Origin of the sequence: Shinella sp. BE166 (assembly GCF_051201095.1) — a bacterium.
GTDB lineage: Bacteria > Pseudomonadota > Alphaproteobacteria > Rhizobiales > Rhizobiaceae > Shinella > Shinella lacus.
In genome coordinates, this window is sequence record NZ_JBPEHL010000011.1 from 189,128 (window position 1) to 215,126 (window position 25,999).

At 65.7% G+C, this 25,999-nt stretch carries 28 protein-coding genes and 1 pseudogene; 8 read left to right on the forward strand and 21 right to left on the reverse strand.

Annotated elements, in window-relative coordinates; genetic code table 11:
• Nucleotides 1-12: 12 nt before the first annotated feature.
• The 10 genes and pseudogenes from J2Y63_RS24230 to J2Y63_RS24275 form a co-directional block, all read right to left on the reverse strand.
• A pseudogene (locus J2Y63_RS24230) lies at nt 13-167 on the reverse strand (propionyl-coenzyme A carboxylase alpha polypeptide); the annotation flags it as partial.
• 21 nt (nt 168-188) lie between these two features.
• Nucleotides 189-1,082 (reverse strand): intradiol ring-cleavage dioxygenase, encoded by an 894-nt coding sequence (locus tag J2Y63_RS24235; RefSeq protein WP_435268179.1) that lies wholly within the window; start codon nt 1,080-1,082, stop codon nt 189-191.
• 8 nt (nt 1,083-1,090) lie between these two features.
• Complete coding sequence (locus J2Y63_RS24240) at nt 1,091-2,845, reverse strand: FAD-dependent oxidoreductase (protein WP_435268180.1); 1,755 nt, start codon at nt 2,843-2,845, stop codon at nt 1,091-1,093.
• Nucleotides 2,838-3,920, reverse strand: a complete 1,083-nt coding sequence (locus J2Y63_RS24245; RefSeq protein ID WP_435268181.1) for a branched-chain amino acid ABC transporter permease — start codon at nt 3,918-3,920, stop codon at nt 2,838-2,840. The genes J2Y63_RS24240 and J2Y63_RS24245 overlap by 8 nt, the downstream gene beginning before the upstream one ends.
• Before the next feature lie 9 nt (nt 3,921-3,929).
• A complete protein-coding gene (locus tag J2Y63_RS24250; protein ID WP_435268182.1) occupies nt 3,930-4,793 on the reverse strand; it encodes a branched-chain amino acid ABC transporter permease in 864 nt (287 codons plus the stop codon).
• Nucleotides 4,780-5,499 (reverse strand): ABC transporter ATP-binding protein, encoded by a 720-nt coding sequence (locus tag J2Y63_RS24255; RefSeq protein WP_435268183.1) that lies wholly within the window; start codon nt 5,497-5,499, stop codon nt 4,780-4,782. The genes J2Y63_RS24250 and J2Y63_RS24255 overlap by 14 nt, the downstream gene beginning before the upstream one ends.
• Entirely contained in the window at nt 5,496-6,215 is a 720-nt protein-coding gene (locus J2Y63_RS24260; protein WP_435268184.1) for an ABC transporter ATP-binding protein, read from the reverse strand. Before J2Y63_RS24260 ends, J2Y63_RS24255 begins: the two co-directional genes overlap by 4 nt.
• Before the next feature lie 12 nt (nt 6,216-6,227).
• Complete coding sequence (locus J2Y63_RS24265; RefSeq protein WP_435268185.1) at nt 6,228-7,508, reverse strand: ABC transporter substrate-binding protein; 1,281 nt, start codon at nt 7,506-7,508, stop codon at nt 6,228-6,230.
• A gap of 39 nt (nt 7,509-7,547) precedes the next feature.
• Entirely contained in the window at nt 7,548-8,609 is a 1,062-nt protein-coding gene (locus J2Y63_RS24270) for a maleylacetate reductase (RefSeq protein WP_435268186.1), read from the reverse strand.
• Nucleotides 8,606-9,472: a dioxygenase gene (locus J2Y63_RS24275; protein ID WP_435268187.1), complete on the reverse strand. Its 867-nt coding sequence runs from the start codon at nt 9,470-9,472 to the stop codon at nt 8,606-8,608. The genes J2Y63_RS24270 and J2Y63_RS24275 overlap by 4 nt, the downstream gene beginning before the upstream one ends.
• An 85-nt stretch (nt 9,473-9,557) precedes the next feature.
• On the opposite strand from J2Y63_RS24275, the gene J2Y63_RS24280 reads away from it, so the two are divergent.
• Nucleotides 9,558-10,508 carry a LysR family transcriptional regulator gene (locus tag J2Y63_RS24280; protein ID WP_435268188.1) on the forward strand — a complete coding sequence of 317 codons (951 nt, stop codon included), beginning with the start codon at nt 9,558-9,560 and terminating at the stop codon, nt 10,506-10,508.
• Between the two features lie 195 nt (nt 10,509-10,703).
• Here J2Y63_RS24280 and J2Y63_RS24285 read toward each other — a convergent pair whose 3' ends face one another.
• The 8 genes from J2Y63_RS24285 to J2Y63_RS24320 form a co-directional block, all read right to left on the reverse strand.
• Entirely contained in the window at nt 10,704-11,525 is an 822-nt protein-coding gene (locus J2Y63_RS24285) for an alpha/beta fold hydrolase (RefSeq protein WP_435268224.1), read from the reverse strand.
• A 165-nt stretch (nt 11,526-11,690) separates the two neighbouring features.
• Nucleotides 11,691-13,283, reverse strand: a complete 1,593-nt coding sequence (locus J2Y63_RS24290) for an MFS transporter (RefSeq protein ID WP_435268189.1) — start codon at nt 13,281-13,283, stop codon at nt 11,691-11,693.
• Nucleotides 13,283-13,726 carry a DoxX family protein gene (locus tag J2Y63_RS24295; RefSeq protein ID WP_435268225.1) on the reverse strand — a complete coding sequence of 148 codons (444 nt, stop codon included), beginning with the start codon at nt 13,724-13,726 and terminating at the stop codon, nt 13,283-13,285. Before J2Y63_RS24295 ends, J2Y63_RS24290 begins: the two co-directional genes overlap by 1 nt.
• A 21-nt stretch (nt 13,727-13,747) precedes the next feature.
• Nucleotides 13,748-15,625, reverse strand: coding sequence for an amidohydrolase (locus J2Y63_RS24300; RefSeq protein WP_435268226.1), 1,878 nt, complete (start codon nt 15,623-15,625; stop codon nt 13,748-13,750).
• Between the two features lie 89 nt (nt 15,626-15,714).
• Nucleotides 15,715-15,978 (reverse strand): XapX domain-containing protein, encoded by a 264-nt coding sequence (locus J2Y63_RS24305; RefSeq protein ID WP_435268190.1) that lies wholly within the window; start codon nt 15,976-15,978, stop codon nt 15,715-15,717.
• A 279-nt stretch (nt 15,979-16,257) separates the two neighbouring features.
• Nucleotides 16,258-16,908 carry a hydrolase gene (locus J2Y63_RS24310; RefSeq protein WP_435268227.1) on the reverse strand — a complete coding sequence of 217 codons (651 nt, stop codon included), beginning with the start codon at nt 16,906-16,908 and terminating at the stop codon, nt 16,258-16,260.
• A gap of 179 nt (nt 16,909-17,087) precedes the next feature.
• Nucleotides 17,088-17,891, reverse strand: a complete 804-nt coding sequence (locus tag J2Y63_RS24315) for a helix-turn-helix domain-containing protein (protein ID WP_435268228.1) — start codon at nt 17,889-17,891, stop codon at nt 17,088-17,090.
• 91 nt (nt 17,892-17,982) lie between these two features.
• The gene (locus tag J2Y63_RS24320; protein WP_435268191.1) at nt 17,983-18,585 is read right to left on the reverse strand and encodes a hypothetical protein; all 603 of its coding nucleotides are present in this window, start codon (nt 18,583-18,585) and stop codon (nt 17,983-17,985) included.
• 181 nt (nt 18,586-18,766) lie between these two features.
• Here J2Y63_RS24320 and J2Y63_RS24325 point away from each other — a divergent pair, with 181 nt between their 5' ends.
• The 3 genes from J2Y63_RS24325 (at nt 18,767) to J2Y63_RS24335 (ending at nt 21,397) form a co-directional block, all read left to right on the forward strand.
• On the forward strand, nt 18,767-19,699 hold the full coding sequence (locus J2Y63_RS24325; protein ID WP_435268192.1) for a ring-cleaving dioxygenase: 933 nt from the start codon (nt 18,767-18,769) through the stop codon (nt 19,697-19,699).
• Nucleotides 19,700-19,762: 63 nt separating this feature from the next.
• Nucleotides 19,763-20,374 carry an alpha/beta hydrolase gene (locus J2Y63_RS24330; RefSeq protein ID WP_435268193.1) on the forward strand — a complete coding sequence of 204 codons (612 nt, stop codon included), beginning with the start codon at nt 19,763-19,765 and terminating at the stop codon, nt 20,372-20,374.
• 69 nt (nt 20,375-20,443) lie between these two features.
• Nucleotides 20,444-21,397, forward strand: a complete 954-nt coding sequence (locus J2Y63_RS24335; protein WP_435268194.1) for a pirin family protein — start codon at nt 20,444-20,446, stop codon at nt 21,395-21,397.
• Between the two features lie 18 nt (nt 21,398-21,415).
• Here J2Y63_RS24335 and J2Y63_RS24340 read toward each other — a convergent pair whose 3' ends face one another.
• Nucleotides 21,416-22,123, reverse strand: coding sequence for a glutathione S-transferase (locus J2Y63_RS24340; RefSeq protein WP_435268195.1), 708 nt, complete (start codon nt 22,121-22,123; stop codon nt 21,416-21,418).
• Between the two features lie 90 nt (nt 22,124-22,213).
• Between J2Y63_RS24340 and J2Y63_RS24345 the strand changes: the two genes are divergently transcribed.
• From J2Y63_RS24345 to J2Y63_RS24355, 3 genes are all read left to right on the forward strand, one after another.
• The gene (locus J2Y63_RS24345) at nt 22,214-22,612 is read left to right on the forward strand and encodes a hypothetical protein (RefSeq protein WP_435268196.1); all 399 of its coding nucleotides are present in this window, start codon (nt 22,214-22,216) and stop codon (nt 22,610-22,612) included.
• Nucleotides 22,613-22,756: 144 nt separating this feature from the next.
• Complete coding sequence (locus tag J2Y63_RS24350) at nt 22,757-23,206, forward strand: transposase (RefSeq protein ID WP_435268197.1); 450 nt, start codon at nt 22,757-22,759, stop codon at nt 23,204-23,206.
• Between the two features lie 103 nt (nt 23,207-23,309).
• The gene (locus J2Y63_RS24355) at nt 23,310-23,810 is read left to right on the forward strand and encodes a hypothetical protein (RefSeq protein WP_435268198.1); all 501 of its coding nucleotides are present in this window, start codon (nt 23,310-23,312) and stop codon (nt 23,808-23,810) included.
• Here the strand turns inward: J2Y63_RS24355 and J2Y63_RS24360 are convergent, their stop codons facing one another.
• Nucleotides 23,811-24,305, reverse strand: coding sequence for a hypothetical protein (locus tag J2Y63_RS24360; protein WP_435268199.1), 495 nt, complete (start codon nt 24,303-24,305; stop codon nt 23,811-23,813).
• Nucleotides 24,306-24,446: 141 nt separating this feature from the next.
• A complete protein-coding gene (locus J2Y63_RS24365; RefSeq protein ID WP_435268200.1) occupies nt 24,447-24,860 on the reverse strand; it encodes a SyrB-like regulator in 414 nt (137 codons plus the stop codon).
• 180 nt (nt 24,861-25,040) lie between these two features.
• Here J2Y63_RS24365 and J2Y63_RS24370 point away from each other — a divergent pair, with 180 nt between their 5' ends.
• Nucleotides 25,041-25,997 (forward strand): sugar-binding transcriptional regulator, encoded by a 957-nt coding sequence (locus tag J2Y63_RS24370; RefSeq protein WP_256119198.1) that lies wholly within the window; start codon nt 25,041-25,043, stop codon nt 25,995-25,997.
• Nucleotides 25,998-25,999: the final 2 nt, after the last annotated feature.

Consider the following 25,999-nt stretch of genomic DNA (forward strand, 5'->3'; position numbering starts at 1 on the left):
GCGCCCTTAGGCACCCCCCTCTGTCCTGCCGGACATCTCCCCCACAAGGGGGGAGATTGGATGGGCGCGCGGGCATTCTTTCATCTGCGACGAAAGCGATAGGCGGGACGTAGCCGCGATTCAATCTCCCCCCTTGTGGGGGAGATGCCCGGCAGGGCAGAGGGGGGTTTGTCAAACGCCGACGCCGCTCAAGCCGCCGCTTCACCCTTCCGCGCCAGAACAAAATCGTACTCCACCTCCCAAAACGACCCTTCGAACTCATACACCTTCGCCCGCGCCGCATCCTCGACAAGGTGGAAGTCCGCAAGCAGGCTCTGCTTCACCCCGAAAACCGCATCGGATTCGATATAGGGATCGTGCGGATCAAAAATGTGGGTGATCAGCGTTTCGAACCCGTCGGCCTTGAGGATGAAGTGTAGGTGCGCCGGGCGGTACGGATGCCGGCCGAGGTGGTTCAGCATCTGGCCGACCGGGCCGTCATGCGGGATGGGGTAATATTTCGGCTTGACGGCGCGGAACCAGTAGCGCCCGTCCGCGCCGGTGCGGAAGACGCCGCGCAGGTTGAATTCCGGCTGGATGCCGAGCTGCTGGACGTCATAAAAACCCTCGTCATTGGCCTGCCAGACATCCAGCACCGCACCTTCGATCGGTCGGCCGGCGGTGTCGCTGATGCGGCCGGAGATCACCATGTCCTCGCCCTTCTGGTCGAGGCAGATGTTGGCGCCCATCGGCAGTTCCGGCGCATCCTGCACATGGAACGGCCCGAGCACCGTGCTTTCCGAGGCGCCGGAAGGCTTGCGGTTGTTGATGGCGTCGACCAGCATCGAGACGCCGAGCGTGTCGGAGAGCAGGATGAACTCCTGCCGCCATTCGTTGCACATCTGGCCGGTGCGGGTGAGGAAGAGGATCGCCTCCATCCACTCCTCCTGCGTCGGCTCGATCTCCTTCACCGCCTCGTGCAGCTTGCGCGTCACCACCTCCATGATGGCCTTCAGCCGTGTGTCCTTGGCATTGCGGTTGCGGCCGGCGACGACCTCGACGGAATTCTCTTCCGTGAAGAAACCCTTTTCATGCGCTTCCATCGCGAGCCTCACTTTCCGAGAATAGCGGTCATGACCCGGCGCAGCTCCGCAACGGGATCACCGGCACCGTCCGCCTGCCGCCAGCAGACGTGGTGGTCCGGGCGCACCAGCACGACGCCGCCGTCGCGCACCTCGCGCAGATTGCCCCAGTCGCCGGTGAAATCCTGCCAGTTCTGGCGCGGGCCGATGGCGTGCGCCGCAATCTCGATGCCGAGTTCGCGGCCGACCACCTTTGCCGCCTCGATCCAGCCTTGCCCGCCAATGCCCGTCAGCACCGTGAAGCGGCCGTGGCCGGCGAGGTCCAGCGTCGAGACCTTCTTGCCATCCTCGGCGAACACCCAGGCGTGCGGCAGGCGGGCGCCGGGCCAGGTGGTCTGCTGGAAATGCAGCTCCGCGTCCTTTTCGAAGGCGGGCTCGGGCTCGCCGTCGCTCACCACGGCGTCCGAGCGGTAGCGCTGGTTCATCTCCACGCCATGGGCGTCGAATTCATAGACCTTCGCGGCGATCGCCGTACGGATGGCGGCGCGCTGTTCCTCGGCGGCGGGCGTGTTGTTGCAGCGGGCGTCCATGTTCTGCTGCATCTTCACCGGGTCGATGGAATCCAGCAGGCCGAGCGCCTTGAAGATCGGCCCGAATTCCTCGATCGACCTGTTGGCGCGGGTGACGATCTGCTTGGCGATCGGCGCACGCTCTGCCTGGTAGCTGTCGAGCAACCCTTCGCCCGCCTGGCCCTTCAGCACGAAGGCGAGCTTCCAGGCGAGGTTGAAGGCATCCTGGATGGAGGTGTTGGAGCCGAGCCCGTTGGAGGGCGGATGGCGGTGGATGGCGTCACCCATGCAGAAGACGCGGCCGTTCGAGAGCGTGGTCGCATACATGTTGTTGACGGTCCAGGTGGAGACCGATTTGATCGTCACGTCGAGATCGGCGACGCCGACGAGATCGCGCACCACCTTTTTCGCATGCGCCTCGTCCACCGACGGGGCCGGCTGGTTGATGTCGTAGCCCCAGACGATCAGCCATTCGTGCCAGGGCCGCACCATGCGCACCAGCCCCATGCCGATGCCGCCGACATCGGCGCCCGGCTGCAAGACCCAGTAGAGCACCGAGGGGCGGTGGGCGACGTAGCGCGACAGGTCGGCCTCGAAGAGGATGTTCATCGAGCCCGCGACGCCCATGCGGCCCTCGAAGGAGAGCCCCGCATGTTCGGCGACCTTGGAGTTTCCGCCATCCGCACCGACGAGATATTTCGAGCGCACGGTCAGCGTCTTTCCGGTCAGCCGGTCGAGACAGGTGGTGGTGACGCCGTCCGCGTCCTGTTCGTGGCTGACATATTCCGTGGACATGCGCGCCTGCGTGCCGCGCGAGCAGGCGGTCTTGAACAGCAGCGGCTCCATGAAGGTCTGCGGCAGGTCGTTCATGTGGCTTGGCGAGGAGAGCTGGTGTTCGGCGCGCGAGACAGGGTGTTTGCCCCAGCTCTTCATGCGGCCGATTTCCTCGCCGGCAAGCGCGGTGCAGAAGACGTTCTCGCCCATCAGGTCCTGCTCGGCGGCGTACATATAGGCCTCGTCCTCCACCTCGCGGCCGAGGTCGCGCAGCACTTCCATGGTGCGCTGGTTGGTGATGTGGGCGCGCGGCGTGTTGGCGAGCCAGCGGTAGCGGTTGATCACCATGTTCTCGACGCCGTAGCTCGAAAGCAGCGCCGCGGTGGCGGAGCCGGCGGGGCCGGTGCCGATGATGAGCACGTCCGTGGTGATGTCAGCCATGTGATGATCCTCCCTGATGGACAGACGGGCCGCCGACGAGTGTGCGGCGGACCGGAAAGAGCTGGATGCCGGTGCGGTCGGAGAAGGCGCCCCAGAGGCCGCGCGGCGCGAAAAGCATGGTGAGGATGCCGGCAAGGCCGAGCATCAGCAGATACCAGGAGCCGTAGTCGGCGAGCAGGTTCTGCAACAGAAAGAACAGGATGACGCCGAGGATCGGCCCCTCGATGGTGCCGATGCCGCCGATCACGACGATGAAGATGACATAGGCCGTCCAGTCGGTGACGGAGAAGGCGGCATCGGGCGAGATGCGGGCCTTCTGCACATAGATCAAGGCGCCCGCGAGCCCCGTGATGAAGGCGGTGGCGAGATAGACCATCGCCTTCATGCGCCGCGCATCGACGCCGACGGCGCGCGCCGCCTGCTCGTTGTCGCGCACGGCGGCAAGGCCGAGCCCCTGCTTGCTGCGCAGCAGACGGTAGATGAAGCCGATGGTGGCGGCGGCAAGCAGCAGCGCCAGCCAGTAGGTGATCGCGTCGCTCGCCTGCGCCGGTTTCATGCCGAAGAGATCGCGCAGCAGCCCGACGCCTGCCATGTCGCGCACCGCCTCGCGCGGCAGCGAGGTGCCGGTGCCGCCGCCGAGCGTCTTCCACTGGGCAAGCAGGAGGCGCACCACCTCCGCCACGACCCAGGTGCCGATGGCGAAATAGGGGCCGTAGAGGCGGAAGATGAAGAAGGCGGTGGGGATGGCAAGCAGTGCCGAGAGCACCCCGGCAATCAGGATCGCCGGGATCGGGTCGATGCCGAAGAGGATGACCGCGCCGAACATCGCATAGGCGCCGAAGCCGACAAAAACCTGCTGGCCGACGGAGATGAGGCCGGCATAACCGGCGAGCAGGTTCCAGCTTTGGGCGAGAACCAGCATGGTGAGGATGAAGAACAGGTCCTGCACCGCGCCGCGCGAGACGAGGAAGGGGGCGGCAAGGCCGAGCGCCAGCACGGCGAGCGCTATGAGGCGCGAGACCGAGGAGGCCCTGGTGCGGGTTTCGACCTTGAGGGAGGGGATGGCGATGGTCATCGTGACACCTCAGTCGACGGCGCGCGGGAAGAGGCCGCGCGGCCGGATCAGGAGAACGGCGAGGAAGGCGAGATGGCCGGAGAGGATCTGCCATTCGGGGTTTATCGACGCGCCGACCGTCTGCGCCACGCCGAGAATGACGCCGCCGGCAAGCGTGCCCCAGAGCGAGCCGAGGCCGCCGATGATCACTGCCTCGAAGGCATAGATCAGCCGCGCCGGCCCGGCGGTCGGGTCGAAATTGGCGCGCGTGCCGAGATAGAGCGCGGCGATCGCCACCACCGCCATGGCAAGCCCGGTCGCCACGGCAAAAACCTGTCGCGGACGGATGCCCATCAGGCCCGCCGTCACCGGGTCGTCGGAGGTGGCGCGGAAAGCGCGGCCGAGCGCGGTGCGGTAGATCAAGAGGTTCAGCCCGACGATGACGGCGACCGCCGAGAGGAAGGCCATCAGCGGCATCAGGCCGATGGTGATGGAGCCGAGATTGATGGAGGCCGTTTCCAGCGCGCCGGCGGAAATGCGGCGGCTATCGGCGGAAAAGCCTTCCAGCAGCGCGTTCTGCAGCACGATCGACAGGCCGAAGGTGACGAGCAGCGGCGGCAGCACATCCTTGCCCAGCGTCCGGTTCAAAAGGACAGCCTGCAATGCATAGCCTGCTATGAACATCAGCGGCGCGACGATCAGCGCGGCGAGGAAGGGGTTGAGGCCGAGCCCGTTCACCAGGACGAGGATGAGGAAGGCGGCGAGCACGATGAGGTCGCCATGGGCAAGGTTGACCAGCCGCATGATGCCGAAGACCAGGCTGAGGCCTGCGGCAAACAGCGCATAAAGCCCGCCGAGCAGCACGCCCTGCACGATCGTATCAAGAATGGTCATGGCTTTGCGCTCCGAAATAGGCTGCGTGGATCGCCGCGCGGCTGAGCGCCTCCGGCCGGCCAGCAAGCGTGATGCGCCCCTCCATCATGCAATAGACGCGGGTCGCCACCTTCAGCGCCTGGCCGATATCCTGCTCGACGATGACGATGGCGGCGCCGCTTTCGCGGATGCGCGGGAAGGCGGCGTAGATGTCGCGCACCACGACGGGGGCAAGGCCGAGGCTGATCTCGTCGCAGAGCAGCACGTCCGGATTGGCCATCAGCGCCCGGCCGATCGCCACCATCTGTTGCTGGCCGCCGGACAGCGCGGTTGCGGGGTTGGCGCGGCGCTCCTTGAGGATGGGGAAGAGGTCGTAGACGGTCGAAAGCGTCCAGGCGCCGCGCCGCTTGCCATAGGCACCGACCAGCAGGTTTTCCTCAACGGTCAGCGAGGGAAACAGCCGCCGCCCCTCCGGCACCATGGCGATGCCGCGGGCGAGGATATCGGGCGCGGCGAGAGCACCCACGGCCTCGCCACGGCAAAACACGCTGTCTGGGGCGCCGGCGAGCACGCCGGAAAGCGCCCGCATCAGCGTCGTCTTGCCGGCCCCATTGGCGCCGATGATGGCGATGGTCTCGCCTTCGGCCACAGTGATATCGACGCCGAACAGCGCCTGGAAATCGCCGTAGAAGGCCTTGAGGCCCTTCGTTTCGAGAAGCGCCGTCATATCTCGATCCCCAGATAGATTTCCTGCACGTCGCGCGAGGCCATGATCTCAGCCGGTACGCCGATGCCGATCACCCGGCCGAAATGCAGCACGAGCAGCCGTTCGACGACCGAGGTCAGCGCGTGCAGCACATGCTCGATCCAGATGACGGCGACGCCCTTGGCGTGGATGGCGCGGATGGTGGCGACGAGCGCCTGGCATTCGCCCTCCGTCAGCCCGCCGGCGATCTCGTCGAGCAGCAGCAGGCGCGGCTCGGTGGCCAGCGCGCGGGCAAGTTCCAGGCGTTTCCGCTGCAACAGGCTGAGCCCGCCCGCCGGCACGTTCGCCTTGTCGATGAGCCCGGTCTCGACGAGGATTTCGGCGCAGCGGTCATAGGCATCCGCCTCGCTGCGCCTTGCGCCGAAACTGCCGGCGACCAGCAGGTTTTCGAAGACCGTCAGCTTCTCGAAGGGCTGCGGGATCTGGAAGGTGCGCCCCATGCCGGAAAGACAGCGCGCCATCGGCGGCGTGCGCGTGACGTCGGCGCCGGCAAAGCGGATCGTGCCGCTATCGGGCGCGATCGTGCCGGTGATCAGGTTGAACAGCGTCGACTTGCCGGCGCCATTCGGACCGATGATGCCGAGCGCCTCACCGTTTTCCACGGTGAGGCTGATCGCATCGGCGACCGTCAGGGCACCGAACCGCTTGGAGACGCTGTCGAGTTGCAACAGGGACATGGTTTTGATCCTTCAGGCGATCGCTTCCATGGTGCCGCCGGTCGGAATGTTCGGCGCCGTCTTGTTGTCGGTGATGACGAGATCGTAGCCGCCGCCGTCCTTCAGCCGCCACTGGCCGCCGACGAGCGGCGTCTTGGCGATGTTCTTCGCCGCAAAGGGCGGCAGGCCCTTGCCGTCCCAGGCGATCGGGCCGACCAGCGTGTCGAGCCGTGTCGCGGCAATGGCGGCGGCCACCGCATCGCCGTCCGTCGGGTCCTCGGCGCGGGTGAGTGCGTCGACCGCCAGCTCGAACAGCGCATGGGCAAAGCCGATCGGCTGCGTCCAGGGCCGGCCGGTCGTCTTGGTGAAGGCGGCCGCGACCTCGGCCGAGGTCTCGCCGGTCAGCGACGATTTGAACGGATGGCTCGGCGACCACCAGACCTCGGACGAGAGGTTGTGCCCGGCATTGCCCAGCGCCTCCACCGCCTGCGGGAAGAGCAGCGCCTTGCCGATCGAGGCGACCTTGGGCACGAAACCCTGCTGCTTGGCCTGGTTCCAGAAGGTGGTGAAATCCGGCGGGATGACGACGCCGGTGATGATCTCGCATTGGCCCGCCTTGAAGGCATTGATCTGCGCGGAAAAATCGTCCGTCATGTTCTGGTAGCGGCCGGGGTCGTTCAGCGAATAGCCCATCTTCTCCAGCACCGGCGGGAAGCCGACGACCTTGTCGCCCCAGGCATTGCCGTCGCCGTCGTTCGGGAACAGGCCGCCGACCTTTTTGTTGGTCCCGACCTGCGCCCACATGTTTGTGAAGACGGCGATGACGTCCTCCAGCCCCCAGAAGAAGTGGAAGGCATAGTCGAACGGCTTCCAGGAGGCCGGATCGCCGGGATTGCCCTGCTGGCCGATGAACCAGGGCTGCCAAGGGGCGACGGTGGAAATGCAGGGCATGCCCTCGGCTTCCGCGGTCGTCGCGACCGGATTGGTCGTCTCCGGCGTCGAGGCGACGAGCATCAGGTTGACCTCGTCGTCGACGATCAGCTGCTTGGCCACTTCCGCCGCGCGATTGGGGTTCGACTGGCTGTCCTTGACGATGATCTCGTAGTTCAGCCCCTTGGCTTTCGCCGCCGTCAGGAAGGCGTCGATGACGAAGCTGTCCGCCTCGCCGAAGGCGGCGAGCGGCCCGGTCTGCGGGCTCACATAGCCGAGCTTGATCGCCGCATTCTGCGCGATCGCCGGCATCGGAAAGCCCGATGTCAGGGCGACGGCGCTTCCGGCCGCCGTGGTCTTCAGAAGTTCGCGTCTCGTCAGCATGGTTCTTCCTCCCAAAACCCTTCCTCCCGAAGGGTGACGTCAATTGGCCGGCCGTCTGCCCTCCCAGGCATCCTGCAACAGCGCGCGGATCGACGGACGGTCGATGGCGCGCGGATTGCGGTAAGGGCTTTGCGTGGCGATCTCGGCGGCGCGGTCGAGATCGGCTTCGGTAAGGCCGAGGTCCTTCAGCGCCAGCGGCGCCCCGGCGGCTTTCGCGAAATCCCACAGCCCGCCGCCGACCGAACCGCCGAACATGCTTGCCACCGGGGCGAGCAGGTCGGGCACGGCGACGGCGTTGAAGGCCGCAGTGTGCGGCAGCATGATCGCATGCGTATCGGCATGCGGCGTATCGAAGGTGCCGCCGAGCGTGTGGCAGATCTTGTGGTGCAGCGCCATGCCGACCGTGCCGAGCACCGTGCCGCAGAGCCAGGCGCCATAGAGCGCCTCCGCCCGCACTTCGGTGTCCCGGGGCTGCGCCACGAGCTGCGGCAGGCTCTGGCGGAAGGCCCTGAGGCCCTCGATCGCCATCAGCGTGGAAACGGGGTTGCGGTCTTCGGCGTAAAGCGCCTCCACGGCATGCGCCATGGCGTTGAGCCCGCTCGTGACGCTCATGGCGACCGGCAGGCCGAGCGTCAGCGCCGGATCGTAGATCACCACTTCCGGCAGAATGCTGGCGGCGCGCACCGTCGTCTTGCGGCCGGCCTCCGTCTGGCCGAGGATCGGCGTCACCTCCGAGCCGGCATAAGTCGTCGGGATGACGATCTGCGGCAGGTCGGTGCGATAGGCGATCGCCTTGCCAAGCCCCGTCGTCGAGCCGCCGCCGAGCGAGACGACGCAGTCCGCGCCCGTCTGACGCACAACGTCCATAGCCTTTTCCGTCACGTCGACGGGCGTGTGCATCACGGCACCGGCGAAGACCGCGGCCGCACGGACCCCGAGCGTTTCCGCCAGCTTTTCGGCATCCGCTTTCTGGTGCGGCGTCGAGAGCACGAGGGCACGGCGGCAGCCGATCCGGTCGAGCCAATCGCCGACGGTGTCGAGCTTGCCGGCGCCGAAGACGATTTGGGCCGGGCTGGTGGAATAGACGAAGTCGCGGGTCACGCCGGTGCTCCCTGTTTCGATCGCGCCATGACGAAGGTGTAGTCGAGCCGGAAACACGGCTTGTCGGCCGCGCGCTCGAAACGGCAGATCAGCTCCGGCTTGACGCCGAACAGCGCATCCGCGTCGAGCTGCGGGTCGCTGGCATCATAGAGATGGGTGACGATCGTCTCGAAGCCGGCCGCCTTGATCATGAAATGCAGGTGCGCGGGGCGGCGCAGCGGCAGGCCGGCCTTGCGCAGCAGCGTGCCGACCGGGCCGTCCTCCGGCACGCCATAGCCCGCCGGGCGGATGGTGCGGTAATGGAACCGGCCCTCGCCATCGGTGCGAAACAGGCCGCGCAGGTTGAATTCCGGCTGGAGATCCGGCTGCTGGTTCTCGTAGAGGCCGGCGGCATTCGCCTGCCAGGTGATGACCTCGGCACCGGATATCGGCGCGCCATCGAGATCCTGCACGCGGGCGGAAACGGCAAGCCCTTCGCCGATACCGTCGAGCGAGATGTCGCTGCCAAGCGGGCGTTCCGGCGCATCGGCGCGGAAGAACGGGCCGCGCACCGTGTTCGGCGTCGCAAGCTTCGGGCGGCGCGTGTTGACCTCCTCGACGAGGGCCGAGGCGCCCAGAAGATCGGAGAGCAGTACCCATTCCTGGCGGCGGTCGTCTGCTGCATGGCCGACTTCGGTGAGGAAGGCGATAAGGCTGCGCCATTCGGCGGGCGTCGGCTTCAGTTCGGCAATCAGCGCGTGGAGATGGATGACGGTCGCGCTCAGCGCCTGGCGCAGCCTGCCGTCGCCGGCAGCAGCGATCCGGCGCGCAAAAGCGTCCGACGCGGTCAAGGTATCGACAGGGGAAACCATCGGTCCCGGCATGCTTTCTCCTCCAAGCTGAGGGAAATCTAGCAAAGGTCGGACGCGGCATTGATGATTTTGTGCCGGGATAATATAACAGATCGTTATGAAGATAGACGAGCGCCACCTGATCCAGCTTGCCGCCGTCGTCAAGACGGGCGGAGTCACCGAGGGCGCGGCGCTGCTCGGCATGGCGCAGCCGGCCGTCTCGCGCACCCTGTCGATGCTGGAAAAACGCCTCGGCGAACCGCTGTTTCTCAAGGGAAAACGGCCGCTCCAGCCAACGCCGCTCGGCCGCGCGCTCGCCGATCACGGCCAGGTCATGCTCGCCGCCTCGCGCAAGGCCTCCGATACGATCGAGAGTTTTCGCGTCGGCAAGGGCGGCACGGTGCGCATCGGCGGCACGCCCTTTTTCATGGATGCGCTGATCTCGGGCATGATCGCCGAATTCCAGAATCAGCATCCGGATGTGCGCGTCGACCAGAGCTACGGTTATTTTCCCGATCTGCGCGCCGCCCTGAAGGCCGACCAGATCGACCTCGCCATCTGCCCCATCGATATTCTCGACGAGGGCTCGGGGTTGCAATTCCACGAAATCCTGCCCGGCCGCAACGTCGTCGCCTGCCGCGTCACGCATCCGCTGCTTTTGAAGCGCCGCCCGCAGCCGATACACCTGCTGGATTACCCCTGGGTCGCGCCGCCGCCGGGTAGCCCGCTGCTCGCCGACCTGCGCAGCATGCTGCTGTCCTTCGGCGCCACCGAGATCCGCATCCGCTATACCGGCGGCTCGCTGATGAGCGTCGTCAATTTCCTGAAGGGCAGCGATGCGCTGACCGTGCTGCCGCACAGCGTGGTCTTTGCCCAGCGCAACGAAAAATCGATCACCGCGCTGCCGGTCAACGTGCCCCACCCCCAGCGCGCCCTCGGCCTCCTGAAACGCGCCGACGCCCCGCGTATGCCCGCCGTCGACCACTTCGCCCGCCATGTGCAGAGCGGCTTCGACAATCTCAAGCACCTGATCAAGCGGCATGAGGAATCGGTGGTTTGGGGGCTTTGAGGGGCAGCGGTTGTGGCTCCCCCCTCTGGCCTGCCGGCCATCTCCCCCTCAAGGGGGGAGATTGGATGGGGCACCGTTTAGCTCATCTTTGACGGTGCAGTTTGAGTGCTATTCCTGCCTCTTGCCGATCTCCCCCCTTGAGGGGGAGATGCCCGGCAGGGCAGAGGGGGGGTGCCTTGGCGGCACCCCACGACATCAACCCTTCACAAACGCCAGCACATCGGCATTGAACTTTTCCGCCTGCACCTCCGCCAGCCCATGCGCACCGCCTTTGTAAACGAGCAGCTGCGCATCCTTCACGATCTTCGCCGACTTCTCCGCAGACGCCGCGATGGGCACGATCTGGTCGTCGTCGCCGTGGATGATGAGGGTCGGGCGGTCGATCTTCTTGAGGTCTTCGGTGTAGTCGACCTCGGAGAATTCGTGCACGCAGTCGTAATGGCCCTTGATGGAGCCCGCCATGCCCTGCAGCCAGAAGCTCTCGCGGAAACCCTCGTTGACCTTGGCGCCTTCGCGGTTGAAGCCGTAGAAGGGCATGGTCAGGTCCTTGAAGAACTGCGAGCGGTTGGTCGCCGTGCCCTGGCGGATGCCGTCGAAGACTTCCAATGGCGTGCCTTCCGGGTTGGCCTCGGTCTTCAGCATCAGGGGCGGCACCGCGCCGACCAGCACCACCTTAGCGACGCGCGCCGTGCCGTGGCGGCCGATATAATGGGCGACTTCGCCGCCGCCGGTGGAATGGCCGATCATGACGAGGTCCTTGAGGTCGAGCTTTTCGATCAGCTCGGCAAGATCGTCGGCATATTGGTCCATAGTGTTGCCGTCCCAGGGCTGATCGGACCGGCCGTGGCCGCGCCGGTCATGGGCGATGACGCGAAAGCCGTTCTGGCCGAAGAACAGCATCTGCGCATCCCAGGCATCCGCCGAAAGCGGCCAGCCATGCGAAAACAGGATCGGTTGGCCCGTGCCCCAATCCTTGTAGAAAATCCGGGTTCCGTCCTTCGTCGTGATGGTGTTCATGGTCTCTGCTCCTTCGGGTTGGGTTTGTGAAAAGGCAAGGCGGGGCAGCAATGTGGCCGCGCCGGCAAGGGCTGCGGCGGTCAGTGTCTGGCGCCGGGTGATGGGCAATAGGGTGCTCCAGTCGGTCATGAACCTCCTCCTTTGATCGGGTGATGTTGGCGTCTGTCAGCGCCGGTCGGCGGCGAGCAGGTGGCGCACGGTCGGCGGGTCTTCGCCCTTGTGGAATTTCCGCACCTCCGCCTGCAGGTCGGCATCGGCTTTCGAGATGCGGCGGTGCTGGCGCAGGTGTTCGGCCCAGGATTCCACGAAGAACCATTCGAGGAAGATTTCCGGGTCGGCCGCGTCCTCCGTCACGCCCCAGCCATAGGCGCCGTCGCGCCGCCGTTCCGAGGAGAAGGTGTCGAGTGCGGCAAGGAAGGCCGCGCGGTCGGCGGCATCCACCCGGTATTCGACGGTGATCAACACGGGGCCGCGGTCGTTTTCCACCGCGCCGGCGGTCAGCGGCTCGGGCCAATGGTTGGAGGGCACGAGGTCGGCCTCGCCCTTCGGCAGCTTCAGCCGGTGGAAGACCAGGCCGACGACCAGGAGGCCGGCGGCGGCGGCCAGCAGCGTGGCGGAAATGCCGAGCGCCTCGGCAATCGTGCCCCAGGCGAGGCTGCCGGCGGTCATCGCGCCGTTGAACACGGTGAGGTAGATGGCAAGCGAGCGGCCGCGCACCCAGTTCGGCAGCACGGATTGCGCCGTGCCGTTGAGCGTGGTGAGCGCGGTGATCCAGCCGGCGCCGAGCAGCAGCAGCAACACGATCGCCACCCATTGCGGCGGGGCGAGCGACAGCCCCGCCATGACGGCCGCGGCGGCGATGGCGGCGAGCAGCATCAGCCCGTCGACGTCGAAGCGGGCGCGCAGCATCGGCATCAGGAAGGCTCCGCCGATGGCGCCGGCACCCACCGCGCCGAGCAGCACGCCGTAGAAACCGGCCGTGCCGCCGAGCAGGTTGCGCGCCACCAATGGCAGCAGCGCCCAGACCGCGCTGGAAAAGGCGAAGAACACGGCGGCGCGCACGAGCACGACATGCAGCTCGCGGCTCGACTTGGCATAACGCAGGCCCGCGCGGAAGGCACCGAAAAAGCGCTCCGACAGCGCATCCTCGCTGTTGGCCGGCCGCCGCCACCAGAGGAGGGCGGCGATGACGAAGACATAGCTGATGACGTCGACACCATAGGTGACCGCCGCGCCAAAGGTGGCGAGCAGCACGCCGCCAAGGGCCGGGCCGATGGCGCGGGAAATGTTGATGCCGAGCGAATTCAGCGCGATGGCGCCCTTGACGTCGGCCTTCGTCACCAGTTCCGGCACGATCGCCTGCCAGGTGGGCGCCATCAGCGCCGCGCCGATGCCGCCGATGAAGGTGAAGGCGACGAGCGAGGTGATGGATTGCAGCCCGGTCGCCGACAGCGTCAGCAGCGAGATGCTGGCGGTGGCGAGGATGAGCTGGATGACGATCAAAAATTTGCGCCGGTCGAGGATATCGGAAAGCACGCCGGCGGGGATCGCCAGCAGGAAAATCGGGAAGGTGGAGGCGGCCTGGATGAGGGCGACGGCGGCGGGTGCGGCGGAAAGGTCCGTCACCAGCCAGGAGCTTGCGACATCGCGCACGAAGGTGCCGATATTGCCGACGATCGTCGCCACCCAGAGCACGGCGAAGACTTTTTGGCGCAAGGGCGCGAAAGCGCCGGGCGGGCGGGCGGTGTCGGCGGCCATCAGGTCCAGTCCTCCCGGGGTGCCGTCTTCCAGCGGTGCAGGTCGTACCAGGCGACGAGCAGGAAGGCGCCGGCAAGGCCGAGATGCTCGAAGAAAGCGTTGGTCGCCATCATGCGCTCCATGCCGGGCGTCATTTCCCAGAAGCGCAGCGCGATGAAGGTTGCCATCAGCGTGAAGGCCGAGAGCGCCAGCGCGCCGATCCAGCGGCAGAAGCCGGTCAGCACCATGGCCGAGCAGGCGAGCTCGAAGAAGATGACCGCGGCGGCGATTGGGGCGGCGGGCGTCAGGCCGAAATGCTCCATCTCGGCAATGGCGCTGTTGAAATCGAAGAGCTTCATCAGGCTGCCCTGGATATAGGCGGCGCAGAGCCCGAGCAGCGCCAGAAGCCGCACCGGATGGCTGATGATGAAGGGCGCGCAGACCTTTGCCGCGCGCTGTTCCATGGTTTGCAGCATGTTATCTCCTTATACCGCCCAGCAGGCGCAGCCGAGCGCGCCAAAAAAGCCCTTGAGATCGCCGATCGGCAGTTTCGACGTCCAGGCGCCGGCATGGTCGTGGCCATGCACGCCGCAGGAACTGGCGCAGCCGCACGTCGAGATCGCCGTGCGCCGCAGCGAGCGTTTGCCCGCGCCCTCCGGCTCGCCCCAGGCGGCATAACCACCGAAGGTCTTTACCGGCGACCAGTCGGGCATCGGCGGCGGCACGGGGTTTTCGTCGAGCGCGGCAAAGTCGCCGGCACCATAGACGATCTTGCCGCCGACCATCGTCAGCTCCGAGGTCAGGAACGAAATCTCGTCTTCGGCGCAGGTGAAAAAGTCCTTGTCGGGCACGATGAGGTCGGCGAACTGGCCCTTTTCGATGCGGCCCTTCCTGCCCTCCTCGTTGGAGAACCAGGTGACGTTTTCCGTCCACATGCGCAGCGCCGTCTCGCGGTCGAGGCAGTTGGCGCGCGGATAGAGCGCCAGGCCGCCCACCGTCCTGCCCGTCACCATCCAGGACAGCGAGACCCAGGGATTGTAGGAGGCGACGCGGGTGGCGTCCGTGCCGGCGGAGGTCTTTATGCCCTTTTCCAGCATGCGGGCGACGGGGGGCGTGGCTTCCGCCGCGGCATTGCCGTAGCGCTCGACGAAATATTCGCCCTGATAGGCCATGCGGTGCTGCACGGCGATGCCGCCGCCAAGCGCCGCCACGCGGTCGATCGAGCGTTCGGAAATGGTTTCCGCATGGTCGAAGAACCAGTTGAGGCCTTGCAGCGGAATATCGCGGTTGACCTTCTCGAACACGTCGAGTGCCCGCGAAATCGTCTCGTCATAGGTGGCATGCAGCCGCCAGGGCCAGCGGTTTTCGGCGAGGATGCGCACGACGCCTTCGAGGTCGCCCTCCATTTCCGGCGGCATGTCCGGCCGCGGCTCTCGGAAATCCTCGAAGTCGGCGGCGGAGAAGACCAGCATTTCGCCGGCCCCGTTGTGGCGGAAATAGTCGTTGCCCTGCTTGTACTTGACCGACTTCGTCCAGTTGAGGAAATCCTCTTTCTCCTCCTTCGGCTTCTGCGTGAAGAGATTGTAGGCGAGCCGCACGGTCATCTGGTTGTCGTCGGCAAGCTTCTGGATGACGGCATAGTCGTCCGGATAGTTCTGGAAACCGCCGCCGGCATCGATGACGGAGGTGACGCCGAGCCGGTTCAACTCGCGCATGAAATGGCGGGTGGAATTGACCTGGTAGTCGAAGGGCAGTTTCGGCCCCTTCGCGAGCGTCGAATAGAGGATGCCGGCATTGGGTTTGGCGAGCAGCAGGCCGGTCGGGTTGCCGTTGGCATCGCGGGTGATCTCGCCGCCCGGTGGGTGCGGCGTGTCCTTGCCGTAGCCAACGGCGCGCAGGGCCGCGCCGTTCAACAGTGCCCGGTCGTAGAGATGCAGCAGGAAGACCGGCGTATCGGGCGCGACGGCATTGATCTCCTCGATGGTCGGCAGGCGTTTTTCGGCAAACTGGTGCTCGGTGAAACCGCCGACGACGCGCACCCATTGCGGCGGCGGGGTGATCGCCACCTGGCGCTTCAGCATGTCCATGGCGTCGGCGAGCGAGCGCACACCGTCCCAGCGCAGTTCCATGTTGAAGTTCAGTCCGCCGCGCACGACGTGAGTGTGGTTGTCGCAGAGCCCGGGCAGGGCGCTGCGGCCCTTGAGGTCGATCACCCGCGTTTCCGGCCCGGCCAGCGCCATCACCTCGCGCTCGTCACCGACGGCGAGGAAGGTGCCGTCGGCAATCGCCACGGCGGTCGCCTGCGGATTGCTGCGGTCGAGGGTGGTGAAACGGCCGTTGCGAAGGATGAGATCAGCGGTCATCGAACGGGTCTCCTGTTGGGCATGCGCGCCGGCGCCGCCCATCGTGAGGGCGGCGGCTGTCGCGCCGAGGAATTTACGACGGGTCGGCATCAGGCGTGTGTCCTGTCAGAGGGTTTTCCGCCCTTCGGCATTTCGCCGAAAACATGCGGCTTGACGTGATGCTGCAGCCAGGATTGCGCGGCCGGGTCACGGTTCCAGAGCGACTTGGCGAGCGGCACGATCTGTTCGCCGACGAGAATGCCGAGCAGCCCGATCAGCGCCACCACCGGCGGGGCCGGCGAGCGCACGTTCAAGAGGCTGTAGATCACGCCCACGAGCAGGCCGGCGCCGAGCGAGAGGAGATAGATTTTCATCACAGGCTTCCCTCCAATATGAATCAAATGTCCGCCCGCAGGCGATGTGCAGTCGGATACCCCCCCTCTGGCCTGCCGGCCATCTCCCCCTCAAGGGGGGAGATCGGCAAGGGGCGGGCTCCGCACTCGAACAGCAGGCCCTGCGAGGGGCAACACGGCGCTCCATCCGATCTCCTCCCTTGAGGGGGAGATGCCCGTCAGGGCAGAGGGGGGTACTTGCCGCGGACTGCCACCTCATGCGGTTATCCTGCTCCAGCGGGACAAAACTGGACCGAACGCTCAGTGCGCTTCGGAGGCACCGAACATGGTCTTGGCGTAGATGATGCCGAGACCATACGCTCCGCCGAATTTCTTGGCGATGCCCGTCGTCAGCTCGTAGCTCTCGCCGCGCGCCCAGTCGCGTTGCAGCTCCAGCAGATATTGCAGCGAGGTCATCGGGCGCACACCGGCCTGCACCATGCGGTCCATGGCGCGATCGTGCGCCTCGGTGGAAATGTCGCCGCAGGCATCCGCGATGACATAGACCTCGAAGCCCTGGTCGAGGGCCGAGAGCGACGGGCCGACGATGCAGACGGAGGTCCACAGGCCGCACAGCACCAGGCGCTTCTTGCCGATGCGGTTCACCTCCTCGATGACGGCGGCGTCCTCCCAGGTGTTCATCGAGGTGCGGTCCAATAGCGCCTGGCCGGGAAAGGCCTCGGTGATCTCGGAAAACATCGGGCCGGAAAAGGTCTTTTCCGCCACGGTCGTGAGGATCGTCGAAACCCCGAAACCCTTGGCGCCATGGGCGACGAGGGCGGCGTTGTTGCGCAGGTTCACGGCGTCGATCGACTTGGTCGCAAAGGACATTTGCGACTGGAAGTCGATCATGATCAGCGTGTGGTCCTTGGGCGAAATGAGCTGGCTGCCGGGGGTGGGCGTGGCATTCAGGGTCATGGACGGTCTCCCTTTGCAGGATGCGTGTTGCGGGTTCCGGAATGACCCGACTATGCCCCCGCGCCCCGCGCCGTTCTTGTCCGGTATGTTCGTCTTTTGAAGATTCCGCCAGGTTTCTAGGTTGAAAATGCACGCAACCATGCGCGCGGCCCGGTCGCGCCGATCCGAAAAATTCAGGAGCGGCTGTCGCGGCGGAAGCGGGCCGGGGTGCCGCCGGTGACGGCGGAGAAGATCTTGGTCAGGTGGCTCTGGTCGGCAAAACCGCAGCTGATGGCGATCTCGGCGATCGGCAGGTCGGTCAGCAGCATGTCCTTGGCGCAGGCGACGCGGTATTCGGTGAGCCAGCGGGCCGGCGTGCGGCCGAAACTCGCCTTGAAGGCCTTGATGAAATAGCTCTGCGACAGCTCGCAGCTTTCCGCCAGTTCCGCGATGGAAAAGCCGCCGTCGAGGCGGGCGGCGAGGAATTCGAGCGCGCGTTTCTCCTGCCAGGGCGCCAGCGTGCCGCGGCGCTCGGCGGGGAAATAGACGCCGCCATAGGCCTGCGTCAGGTGGGTGAGGATGGCAAGGCCGACCTGTTCGAGGAACAGCCGGCTTGCCTGCTGCGGCCGCTCCAGCGCCGGCAGCAGCGCCTGGGCGAGGCCCAGCATCACCGGGTCGAGCGTGCCGGGCGGGCATTTGAAGCCCGACAGGTCCGGCCGGCCGATCTCGGCGGCAAAGGCCCGCACATGCCAGAACGGGATCTGGAAGCGCACATTGTCGAAGGGCGAGAGGTGGTGGCAGCGCCATTCCTCGCGCAGGTCCGTGATCGCAAGCGCGCCCTTCGGATGCCCGCCCTCGAAGACCAGTGCCGCGCCGCGCCACAGCCGGTGCAGGCGGAAATCGGCGAGCTGCGTGATGATGTTGAAGGCTTCCTCGCGCGGGTTCGGCGGGCTCGTCACGAGGTCGTCGCGGTCGGAGCTGAGGCGCGTCACGGTCATCGGCGAGACATGCAGGATCGCCCGGCGCGGAAGAGCCGCCGCCCTGGCGGGATCTGCAAAAAACGCTTCGTTCACCGCGGCCTCCCTCCCGTCAATTCAGGTGCTTGCGGTCCCAGACGGCGGATTTCTCGCCGTACTGGTGCAGCAGATGGGCGCAGATAGCGACCGCGACATGGCGCAGCAGTGCGGGCGGCGAGGGCTCCGCGCGACTTCCAAGCAGTGCCAGCAGCGCCGTGCCGAGATTGCCGAGCACGGAATCCGGTTCGCCGCGCCGACAGACCAGCCGGCGGCTCGCGACACCCGGCGACAGCGCCGCCGCCTCGTCGAACAGCGCCTTGGGCAAAACGAAGGCGAGCGCGCGAAGCCGGCTGGCGAGGCGGATGCGCGCCCCGTCTTCCAGGTCGACCAGGCAGATCGAGCCGCGCTCGTAGTGGCGCACCGGCGTCGCCGACCCGTCGGCGCGGATATCGGCGTGCGCGGCGTCCTCCAGGTAGAGCATGAGGAAATAGGCGTCAGCCGCGGGAAGGGGCGCGTCGTTTGCCCCGCCCGGCTCGAATTCCTTGCAGATGCTGGTGACGGAAAAGCCGGCGGCCCGGATCGGCACCGTTGTGAGGCTGGGGGCCTCGGGCGTGCCGAAATAGAGGCCCACGCATGTCAGGTCTTTGTGGGCCGGGTCTTTGTCGGGAAGCGTCAACGGCAATCTCTCAACCATGTCTGCGGGTGGTTTTGACCTTAGTCGACGCCGGCCGACCGTGCAACGCAATCGGTACTATTGCGAAAACGTCAACAATATATGCAATATTATGGATCTTCTGGTGAAGGCCGAGGGAGGTTATCTCTTGCTCAACGAATGAACCGAGAGCGAGGACAAATCCATGCTTACCCAGATCAAAGGCCTGCACCACGTCACCTCGATGGCGGCCGACGCGCAGGAAAACAACGACTTCTTCACCAAGACGCTCGGCCTGCGCCGCGTCAAGAAGACGGTCAACTTCGACGCGCCGGACGTCTACCATCTCTATTACGGCGACGAGACCGGCTCGGCCGGCACGGTCATGACCTATTTCCCCTTCCCGCACATCGCCAAGGGCGGGCGCGGCGCCGGCGAAGTCTCCGAGACGGTGTTTTCCGTGCCGAAGGGTTCGCTCGGCTACTGGAAGGAGCGCTTTTCCGGCACCGGCCTGACCGGCCTTGCGGAAGACGAAGCCTTCGGCGAGAAGCGCCTGCGCTTCCTCGGCCCCGATGGCGACGGCTTCGCGCTGACCGAAGTCGACGGCGACAAGCGCCTGCCCTTTGCCGGCGGCACGGTTCCGGCCGCTGAGGGCGTGCACGGGTTCCACGGCGTGACCATGCGGCTGCGCGATGGCGGTGCCACCGGCGAGCTCCTGAAATATATGGGCTATGAGGAAATCGACCGCCGCGGCGCGCTGACCCGCTACGCCGTCAAGGATGGCAACGGCGCCGATTTGATCGACCTCGAAGTGCTGCCCGGCGCACCGTCCGCCCGCCAGGGTGCCGGCTCCGTGCACCATGTCGCCTTCGCGGTGGAAAACCGCGCGGCGCAGGAAAAAGTGCGCAAGGCGCTCATGGATACCGGCTACCACGTCACCCCGGTCATCGACCGCGATTACTTCTGGGCGATCTACTTCCGCACGCCGGGTGGCGTGCTGTTCGAAGTGGCGACCAACGAGCCGGGCTTCAACCGCGACGAGGACACCGCCCATCTCGGCCAGGCGCTGAAGCTGCCGCGCCAGCACGACCATCTGCGCGCGCAGATCGAAGAGATCCTGCCGCCGATCGTCGACTAATTTGCAATCCCGCCGCCGGCGCCACCCAGCCGGCGGCCTCCTCTTTGTTTCAGGGAGACCATCATGTCCCGTGACGCCTACCACCATTTCGCCAGGACGCCGGAAGCCGGCGCGCCGCTGGTCTTCACCTTCCACGGCACCGGCGGCGACGAACACCAGTTCACCGGCCTCGTCCACCAGATCCTGCCCGCCGCCGGCATCGTCTCGCCGCGCGGCGACGTCTCCGAACATGGCGCAAACCGCTTCTTCCGCCGCACGGGGGAAGGGGTCTACGACATGGCGGACCTCGCGCTGCGCACCAGGAAGATGGCGGATTTCATCCGCGCCCATAAGGCCGAAAACCCCGAAACGCCGATCTACGGCCTCGGCTATTCCAACGGCGCAAACATCCTCGCCGCCGTGCTCTTCGAAGCGCCGGACCTGTTCGACCGCGCGGTGCTGATGCACCCGCTGATCCCATGGACACCCGCGCCCAACGTAGCGCTTGCCGGGCGAAAAATCCTGATTACCGCCGGAAGGCGCGATCCGATCTGCCCGCTGCCCCTGACGGAACGGCTTGCCGCCTATCTGGAAGGCGAGGGCGCTTCGGTCGATCTCGCGCTGCACGATGGCGGCCATGAAGTGCGGCAGCCGGAGATCGACGCCATTGCTGCCTTCCTTGCCGATCAGGGATAAGGTGGACGAAAGCGGCCGGCTCCCGCCCCGGGGCCGGCCTTCAAGACAATCCAACGAGGAGAAAAAACCATGAGCTGGATGCCCGGTATTGAACCGCAATGTCCCGAGGCCGGCACGGTCGACGACATCGAGATGCTGATCGTGCCCCGCGCCCGCGATCTCGGTGGCTTCGAGGTGCGCCGCGCGCTGCCGGCGCCGGAGCGCCAGATGGTCGGCCCCTTCATCTTCTTCGACCAGATGGGACCGGCCGAATTCCTGCATGACGGCGGCATCGATGTGCGCCCGCATCCCCATATCGGCCTTGCCACCGTCACCTATCTCTACCAGGGCGAGTTCCAGCACCGCGACAGCCTGGGCACCAACCAGATGATCTATCCGGGCGAGGTGAACTGGATGGTCGCCGGCAACGGCGTCACCCATTCCGAGCGCACCAGCCCCGAGACCCGCGCAAAACGCCATTCGCTGTTCGGCATCCAGACGTGGGTCGCGCTGCCGGAAGCCGACGAGGACAAGCCGGCAAGCTTCGAACATCAGGGCGCCGACGCCCTGCCGTTCCTGACGGGCGAGGGCAAGGAAGTGCGCCTCATCCTCGGCAATGCCTGGGGCGAGCGCGCGCCGGTGAAAACCTTCTCCGAGATGTTCTATGCCGATGCCGTGCTCGAAGCCGGCGCCAAGCTCCCGCTGCCCGACAACCACGAGGACCGCGGCCTCTATGTCACGCAGGGCTCCGTGCTGATCGCCGGCGAGGAATTTCTGGCCGGCCGGATGATGGTGTTCCGCCCCGGCGACCCGATCACCATCACCGCCGGCGAGGCGGGTGCCCGCCTGATGCTGCTCGGTGGCGAGACGATGAACGGGCCGCGCTACATCGCCTGGAACTTCGTCGCCTCCTCAAAGGAGAAGCTGGAAGCCGCGCGGGAAGCCTGGATCAAGGGCGATTTCGAACACGGCCGCTTCCGCCTGCCACCGGATGACAAGGCCGAGTTCATCCCCTTCCCGGAGACCCTGCCCACCGGCCACTAAACCGTTTGGCGGCCGAGACTACGGGTCGAGTTCCGGATAATGGCGGAAGATGTCGTCCTCGTTTGGCGCGAGCCGTCGGTCGCTTTTCAGATAGGCCGCAATGCGCGGATGTTTCGCCACGGCGGCCGAGACGGCGGCTATCTTCGGATAGTCGCCGTAAAGCTGTTCCATCAACCGCGGGAAGGCATAGGAAAGCCCGCTCATCACCTGGAACAGCGACAGGTCCGCATAGGTCAGACGATCGCCGACGAGGTGGGCGGGGCCGCCGGGATTGCGCTCCAGGATGGTCTCGAACCAGTCGAGGAATTTCGGCACGCGCTGCTCGCGGAATTCCTCTGCCCGGCGCAGCGCCTCCGGCTTCTGGTCCTCGTAATATTGCCCGGCGCCGATCGGGTGGTGCACATCATGCCCCTCCACGACGAAATCGGCGATGGTGAGTTGGATCTGGTGCGTCCACAGCCGCAGCCGTTCGTCCTTCGGCGCGAGCTCCAGCCGGTCGCCGAGATAGAGCAGGATCGCCGCCACCTGGCCGACGACCACCGCCCCATTCTTCAGGAACGGCGGCGCGAAGGAGGGCGTCGCAAGCTCCTTGCCGAAAGCCGAAAGCACCCGGTCACCATCCGCGCGCGCGACATCGCGATAGGACGCACCCGCCGCCTCCAGCGCCAGCCGCACATATTCCCCGCGGCCCTGAATGCCGCTCCAATAGTAGAGTTCATAGGTCATGCCGGCCAAATGCTATCAGCCCCGCCCGGGTTCCGCAAAAGGCGAGGGCATAGCCTTGAAGCCATCGTCGGCGCCGGTCATGATGCCCCCATGGCGCAATCATCCGGCACCTTTCAGGTCGAAGAGGTCTTCACCGAACAGCACGACCTGCTGGTCCTCTCGCTCGGCTTCATCTCGCCCGAAAACCCGCTCGACATCCTGCATTTCGCCTGCGGCCGCACCTGCAGCGGCGAAATCCCGCCCCTGATCGAGGACCTCCTGTATATCGAGCGCACCGACCAGGACCTCGCCTGCGACAGCCGCGACCTCCTCATGCTCGCCGCCACACCCGAAGGCATCGCGCTCCACCTCACCGAAGCCGGCGCCCAGGCCCTCCGCCTCCCGCAACAAACCCTCTTCCGCTTCGACCAGCATCCCCACCTGCTGCCCCAGGCCGCAGCGCTCCTGTCAGCCATGTCCGCCGCCGGCCAGGAGCAGGTGGCGTCTTGAAAGGCGCCAACGCGGACAGCCCATCCGCTAAAGTCACATAGGATTTGTTATGGAACTTGTCGGGCCTGTCGCCCTTACATTTCCTTTGGCTTGACTCCCGTGGCCGCACAGATGACAAAAGCCCTTGTTCAGTTGGAGTTTACAATGGCAGACGAACCAAATCTCGATGCGAGCACCCCAGCGGTTGAGGCCACCCCGGCCGCGGTCCCTGCCGAGACCAAGAAGCGTCGGCCACCGGCAAAGCGCAAGGAAGCGGCAGCACCGGTCGTGACTCCTGCTGTCTCGCCCTCGAAATCGCGCCGGCACTCCGAAAGCGAGAAGGCCGAAAAGCTCGCTCAAATCGAGCGCCGCCTGAGCGAGGGATCGACGTTGAAGGCGGCTGCCGCAGACGCCGGCATCTCGGACCAGACTTTTTACCAGTGGAAGCGGGCAGTGCCGACCTCGGACGCGAAACCTGCCGCACCCGCATCCCAGGACGATGGGCTCTCGGATTTGCTTGCGCTCGAAGCGGAAAACATCCGCCTCCGCGGCCTGCTCGCCGAAAAGCTGCGCACTGAGAACAGCGAGTTGCGCAAGAAGCTCGGCCTGGCCTGAACCCCATTTCATCGATCGATTGTATCGTAGCCGCAACTAATGTATGCGACGCCGAGCCTTGTTTTCTGCGAGGCAAAACTTTGAGCCAAAGGTCTACCCGCGCATGAAATCGCAGCGCAGCTTTGTCGTCGTGAAAAAGAACAGCCGCCGGCAGTCGAAAGCCCAGGCATCGTCTATCTGGGGTGACACGGACTTCAAGGCCCTTGCCCGCGAGGCCGAGATCGATGCGCCGGGTATTTTCGTGGAGCAGCCGGTTGCGGCAGAACCGCCGGCTGCTGAACCGGCCTTGGTCGAAGAGGTCGCGGAAGCACCTGCACCCATCGGGGCGCCTGAGATCATCCCGACGCCCGAGCCCGTCGAAGCGGCTCTGCCAGAGGTCGCAAAGCGGCAGCCGGCGCGTAAACGTAGCGAATCGAAGCCTCAGCCGCAGACAAGCCGGAAACCGACGGCGACGCCCGCAGCCGTCCCGACCTATGACGCGTTGATCGAGCTTGAAGACGCCAACCGGACACTCAGGGCACAGTTGCGCAAACGGCTCGAAGCGGAGCGCGCGCGGCTTGTCGAGATGCTCGAACGGGTGAACATCCGCCAGACGGCCGCGTGATCACGAAACGCCAAATCGCTCCAGCATCTTCTTGAGCTGAGCATTCTGCAAAACCAGCACATCCGCCAACTGGCGCCTCAGCCGCTGGACATCCGCGTCCACTTTTTCCAACTCGGTCTGGAAGTGGTCCTGCGTGTTTGCGGCGCTTTCTGCCTGATTGTCCGGCGCGTCTGCCGTATCGATCGAAGCTTTCTTCGCCCGGCCAACCCGCTTCCTGCGCGTTGAAACTTCGACGGCCTCGCGTCGTTTCGGCGCCGTGCGTGCCTTGGCACGAGCGCGGGCAGACCGCTCGGGCGCCCTCACCTCTTCCTCTGCCGGTTCTCGGATCGGGGAAACATCCTCGGCGGGCGGCAGCTCTGTTACGGGAAGCGTGTCTTCCTGCGTCGGCTCGGCGCGCGTCTCTGCGTGGGCAGGCTCCGCATCCTGGCCGTTATCCGGGCCTGCCGGCCGGCCCCGCGAGATCAGGTTCCCGATAAACTTCCATGGTGATTTCATCGTGCTTCAACCTCGAGCATTCGCGTCACGACGGACATGACGCGCCAATCCGACTCGGGACGTGAGCCTCAGCGCATTTTCGCTACCGACGATGTCATGGCTAGGGCCGATCTTGTCTGCCGGCCCGAATGTGCCCGCCGATCAGGCGAGACCAAGCTTCTTGCGCAGGTCGGCATTTTCCGCGCGAAGCTTCTCAGCCAGGATCTTGCGAAGCCGCTTGTTCTCGTCTTCGAGCTGAAGAAGCTCGGCCATTTCATCCCCGGCCGAAGCAGGCGCGCTGACGGCAACGGCAGCCTGCTTTTTCGGCGCAGCGTTGCTGCGCTGGCGCTTGGCCGCAACGGGCTCGGCCGCGGGCGTCACCTCGGCGCCATTGCCGGTGCGCTTCTTGCGCGCATCGGAGACCTTTGCCGGCTGGGAGGGCGACGATTTTGCCTTCGCTTCCGCAGCCACCTTCTTCACTCTCGGGGCGCGCTGCTTTTTGACCGCCGGCGGGGTCACGCCGGCAATCGCCGCTGCAACGTCGGAATTGGTGCCTGGGGTCTGCTCGTCAGCCATCGTTCGCCTCCCATGATCGCTAAAGTAATGTTTCGGGCGCGTTGCAGAGGGAGTCAATATCCAGGGCGTCATTAACCTGCTTCGCTGGAACATATCACGCTTCAGCGCTGATCAATCCGCGGTTGCCCATGGCCTACCAGTTGGCGTATCGAAAGAAACGATTTGGGGAGAGTGCACCGCGTGGGCGAAGACTGGGGACATTTCGATGAGGAACTGGAGCGCGCGCGCGTCGCCTGGCTCTATTTCATCGGCGGGCAGACCCAGCAGGAAATCGCCCAGCGCATGAACATCACGCGGCTGAAGGTCAACAAGATCATCGGTCAGGTGCGGGAATCCGGCAGCGTGCAGGTCAATGTCAGCCTGCCTTTGACAGACTGTATCGAGCTTGCCGAAAAGGTCTCCGCCCGCTACGGTCTGGTCGATGCGCTCGTGGTGCCGGATCTCGACGATTATCTGGAGCAGAAGCGGGTCATCGGCGAGGCGGCCGGCTCGCTGGCGAGCGAGCTGATCGAGGGGCGCGACATGGGCGTCGGCATCGGCTCCGGGCGCACGCTGAGCTTTGCCGTGCGCAGTCTGCGCGCCCGGCCGAAATCCGAAAGCTGGGTCGTGGGGCTCACCGGCGGGGTCACCAGCGGCTCGGCCACCAACACGTTCGAAGTCGCGACGGCCTTTGCCCGCGCGCTCGGCGTCGAATGTCACTACCTGACGGCGCCGATCTACTGCGCCAATCCCGAAAGCCGCAATGCGCTGCTGCTCAACGACGAATTGACGGACGTGCTGGCGCGCACCGAGATCGCCGATATCGGCATCGTCTCCTGCGGGGCCTTGGCGCAGGATACGTCGCTGACCCAGATCCGTGTCGTGAAGGACAATCTCGATACGGTGCTGAAGCGCGGCGCCGTCGGCGAGTTCATGGGGTGGTTTCTCGATGCGCGCGGCCAGGCGATCGATCATTTCCTCAACGATTCGATCATCGCGCTGCCGCCGGACAAGCTGAAGCTCAAACCCATTTCCGTGCTGGTGTCCGGCGGCATCCGCAAGATCCCGATCATCCGGGCGATCCTGCGCGCCGGTTATGTCAACCGGCTCGTCACCAACGAGGGTGTCGCGCGGGCCTTGCTGCAAGGCCCGCGCTGACT